This window comes from Ferrovibrio sp., assembly GCF_029255545.1.
Lineage (GTDB): Bacteria > Pseudomonadota > Alphaproteobacteria > Ferrovibrionales > Ferrovibrionaceae > Ferrovibrio.
On record NZ_JANLJJ010000098.1, the window covers coordinates 13314 to 16801 of the forward strand.

Annotated in this window: 5 protein-coding genes; 1 reads left to right on the top strand and 4 read right to left on the bottom strand. The window is 66.6% G+C overall.

Annotation, left to right across the window (positions count from 1 at the left end):
- Positions 1-861, top strand: an 861-nt coding sequence (locus tag Q1J79_RS19255) for a methyltransferase (RefSeq protein WP_300303737.1), incomplete at its 5' end; no start/stop codon positions are given.
- A 10-nt stretch (positions 862-871) separates the two neighbouring features.
- Here the strand turns inward: Q1J79_RS19255 and Q1J79_RS19260 are convergent.
- The 4 genes from Q1J79_RS19260 to Q1J79_RS19275 all read right to left on the bottom strand — a co-directional run.
- On the bottom strand, positions 872-1093 hold the full coding sequence (locus Q1J79_RS19260; protein ID WP_300303740.1) for a hypothetical protein: 222 nt from the start codon (positions 1091-1093) through the stop codon (positions 872-874).
- Positions 1090-1710 carry a nicotinate-nucleotide adenylyltransferase gene (locus tag Q1J79_RS19265; protein WP_300303743.1) on the bottom strand — a complete coding sequence of 207 codons (621 nt, stop codon included), beginning with the start codon at positions 1708-1710 and terminating at the stop codon, positions 1090-1092. Before Q1J79_RS19265 ends, Q1J79_RS19260 begins: the two co-directional genes overlap by 4 nt.
- 27 nt (positions 1711-1737) lie before the next feature.
- A complete protein-coding gene (locus Q1J79_RS19270) occupies positions 1738-3015 on the bottom strand; it encodes a glutamate-5-semialdehyde dehydrogenase (protein ID WP_300303746.1) in 1278 nt (425 codons plus the stop codon).
- Positions 3012-3488, bottom strand: a 477-nt coding sequence (locus Q1J79_RS19275; protein WP_367183028.1) for a glutamate 5-kinase, incomplete at its 5' end; no start/stop codon positions are given. The genes Q1J79_RS19270 and Q1J79_RS19275, both read right to left, overlap by 4 nt.

Sequence of the window (3488 nt, forward strand, 5' to 3'; positions counted from 1 at the left end):
CTGGCGCCCGGGCCGTATGACTACATCGATTGCTGCGGCGTTCTGCATCACCTGCCCGATCCGGATGCCGGCCTGGCCGTGCTGAAACAGGCGCTGGCGCCGGATGGCGGCATGGGGCTGATGGTCTATGGCAGCTATGGTCGCGCCGGGGTCTATCCGCTGCAGGCCGCGTTGCGGCAACTGACCGGCGACCTGTCGCCGGGCGAGAAACTCAGCCTGGCGAAAACCCTGCTGGCCGAACTGCCCGAGACCAATGAATTCCGGCGCAATCCCTTCCTTGGCGACCACAAGCTGGGCGATGCGGAATTCTACGACCTGCTGCTGCATGCGCAGGATCGCGCCTATACCGTGCCGGAACTGGCCGGTTTCATCGCCGGCGCGGGGTTGAGCATTGCCGCTTTCATCGAACCCTGCCGTTACGATCCGCTCAGTTATCTGAAGGATGCCGCGCTGCGTGAGCGCGCCGCCGCCCTGCCGCCGCTGGAGCAGGCGGCGCTGGCCGAGCGGTTGAGCGGCGCAATCAAGACCCATGTAATATACGCCGTGCCGGCGGCGCGGGCGCAGCAGGCCGTGGCCCGGCCGGCGCCCGATCTGGCGCCCTGGCTGAACGGCGTGCCGCCGAAGGCGCTGGCCGAGACATTACAGAAACGCGGCGAACTGGCGATCAGTTTCCAGAATGAGCGCCTGGTATTCGCCGCGCCGCCGCGCGCGGCCGAAATCGTCGCGCTGATTGATGGCCGGCGCAGCCTGGCGGAGATCGCCAGGATATTACATCAGGACTGGGACGATTTCCTGATCCTGTATCAGCCGGTGCACAGACTGCTGACCGGCATCAACAAGCTGTATCTGCGGCAGGCCTGACTGCCGGAGGCTATCGCGCCAGATCGGCCAGCCATTTCGGCAGCGGGCCGTCCAGGTCATAGGTCTCGCGCGCCTGCAGGCGGCTGTACTCCTCGGCGCTCATGGAGTCCGGGCGCTGTTCAAGAATCTGCAGGCCGGGAAATTTCCCGGTGATGCTCTCCCGGCTTGGGGCATTCAGGATGGCCCACAGGCCGCCTGTTCCGTAATCATAGGCAACCAGATAGCTGTTCATGGCGTTGTCCTCCGGCCAGTTATGGTTTTTTTGCTCAGGCGGATCGCCGTGGCGCTGAGCGGATTGAGCTTGGATTTCAGCAACAGGAAAGCCGGCGCGGCTTTGCCGGCCAGCGCCGCCGCATCATGGCGGGCAACGCGATAACGCGACAGCCATTGTCCGGCCGGATTCTGCGGTCCGGTCAGGTTGAAGCCCGGTCGGTCGAGCACGGCGATCGGCATCATGCGGGCGATGCCCTGCCAGTCCTGCCAGCGATGGAACTGCGCCAGGTTGTCGGCGCCCATCAGCCAGACAAACCGCGTCTGCGGGTAATGCCGGCGCAGGGCGGCCAGCGTATCGGCCGTGTAGCGCGTGCCGAGCCGGCTTTCGACATCGGTGACCAGGATGCGTGGATGCGCCGCCACCTTTCTGGCCTCGGCCAGGCGCGCGTCGAGCGGCGCCATGCCACTGCGGCTTTTCAGCGGATTCTGCGGGCTGACCAGCCACCAGACCTGGTCGAGCTTCAGGCGGTGCAGGGCGGTCAGGCTGATTTCGCGATGCGCCGCATGGGCCGGATTGAACGAGCCGCCAAGCAGACCAATGCGCAGGCCAAGCGGAGAGCCGGGGGGCGGGATCATACGGGGCGGCTGCTCCGGCGCACTCTGTCAGGGCCTGATCTGGCCGTTGCCGTGAACGCGGTATTTGAACGTGGTGAGCTGCTCGACGCCGACCGGGCCGCGCGCATGCATTTTGCCGGTGGCGATGCCGATCTCGGCGCCGAAGCCGAACTCGCCGCCATCGGCGAACTGGGTCGAGGCGTTATGCAGCAGGATGGCGCTGTCCAGCCGGTTCATGAACTGCGCGGCATGGTCGACATTCTCGGTGAGGATGGCTTCCGTGTGGCTCGAGCCATGGCTGGAGATATGGGCAATCGCCTCGTCCAGGCCGGCCACCACCTTCACGGCGATGATGGCATCCAGATATTCGGTGGCCCAGTCTGCTTCCGTGGCCGGCTTCACGCGGGCATCGATCACCTGCGTCTCGGCATCGCCGCGCACCTCGCAGCCACGCTCCAGCAGGGCCTTCACCAGCCGCGGCAGATGCGTGGCGCTGGCCGCGCGTTCCACCAGCAGGGTCTCGGCCGCGCCGCAGACGCCGGTGCGGCGCAGCTTGGCATTCAGCACGATGCTCTCGGCCATGGCGGCGTCGGCGCTGGTCTCGACATAGACGTGGCAATTACCTTCCAGATGGGCAAAGACCGGCACGCGGCTTTCCGTCTGCACGCGGGCCACCAGCGACTTGCCGCCGCGCGGCACGATCACGTCCAGCCACTGCGCCGCCGCCAGCATGGCGCCGACCATGGCGCGGTCGGTGGTGGGCACCAGCTGGATCGCGGCTTCGGGCAGGCCGGCGGCTTTCAGGCCGGCCACCAGGGCGGCATGGATCGCACGGCTGGAGCGGAAGCTTTCCGAGCCGCCGCGCAGGATGCAGGCGTTGCCCGCCTTCAGGCACAAGGCGCCGGCATCGGCGGTCACGTTCGGGCGGCTCTCGAAGATCACGCCGATCACGCCCAAAGGCGTGCGCACGCGTTCGAATTTCAGGCCATTGGGCCGCGTCCATGTCGCCATCACGGCGCCAACCGGATCGGACAGGGTCGCCACATCCTCCAGGCCCTGGGCAATTGCCTTGATGCGTCTGGCATCCAGCATCAGGCGATCGAGCAGCGCAGGCGTCAGGCCTTTCTCGCGGCCGGCGGCCATGTCTTCGGCATTGGCGGCGAGGATGGCGGTTTCACTGGCGACGATGGCTTTTGCCGCTTCGCGCAGGGCGGCATTTTTCTGTTCGGTCGATGCAGTGGCGAGGATGGCGGCGGCGCTTTTGGCGGCGCGGCCCATCTCGTTCATCAATGTCGCCGTATCGGCAATGGCGGTATGCGCAGTCATCGCAGCACCAGTTCGTCGCGATGGATCATCTCGTCGCGGCCACCGTAACCGAGAATCTCGACAATGTCGCCGGATTTGTGTCCCATGATGCGGCGCGCATCCTCGTCGGCATAGGCGCTCAGGCCCACGGCGATCTCGTTGCCGTCCACGTCGCAGACGCGCACCAGGTCACCGCGCTGGAACCTGCCATCCACCCTGGTCACGCCGGCCGGCAGCAGCGAGCGGCCGGAGCGCAAAGCCTTCACCGCGCCGGCATCCAGGATCAGCGTGCCCTGCGGATTGAGATGGCCGGCAATCCACTGCTTGCGCGCGGCGGCCGGCGTGCCTTCAGCCTCGAACCAGGTGCAGATGCCATTGTCGCGAACGCTCTGCACCGGATGCATTTTCTTGCCGTTGGCGATCACCATGGCGCAGCCGGCGCCGACGGCGATCTTGGCGGCTACGATCTTGGTCACCATGCCGCCGCGGCCGAG

Bases quoted from the DNA above. Each gene is read 5' to 3' on its own strand.
- Q1J79_RS19260 (WP_300303740.1), bottom strand. From the start codon at position 1,093: ATGAACAGCTATCTGGTTGCCTATGATTACGGAACAGGCGGCCTGTGG.
- Q1J79_RS19265 (WP_300303743.1), bottom strand. From the start codon at position 1,710: ATGATCCCGCCCCCCGGCTCTCCGCTTGGCCTGCGCATTGGTCTGCTT.
- Q1J79_RS19270 (WP_300303746.1), bottom strand. From the start codon at position 3,015: ATGACTGCGCATACCGCCATTGCCGATACGGCGACATTGATGAACGAG.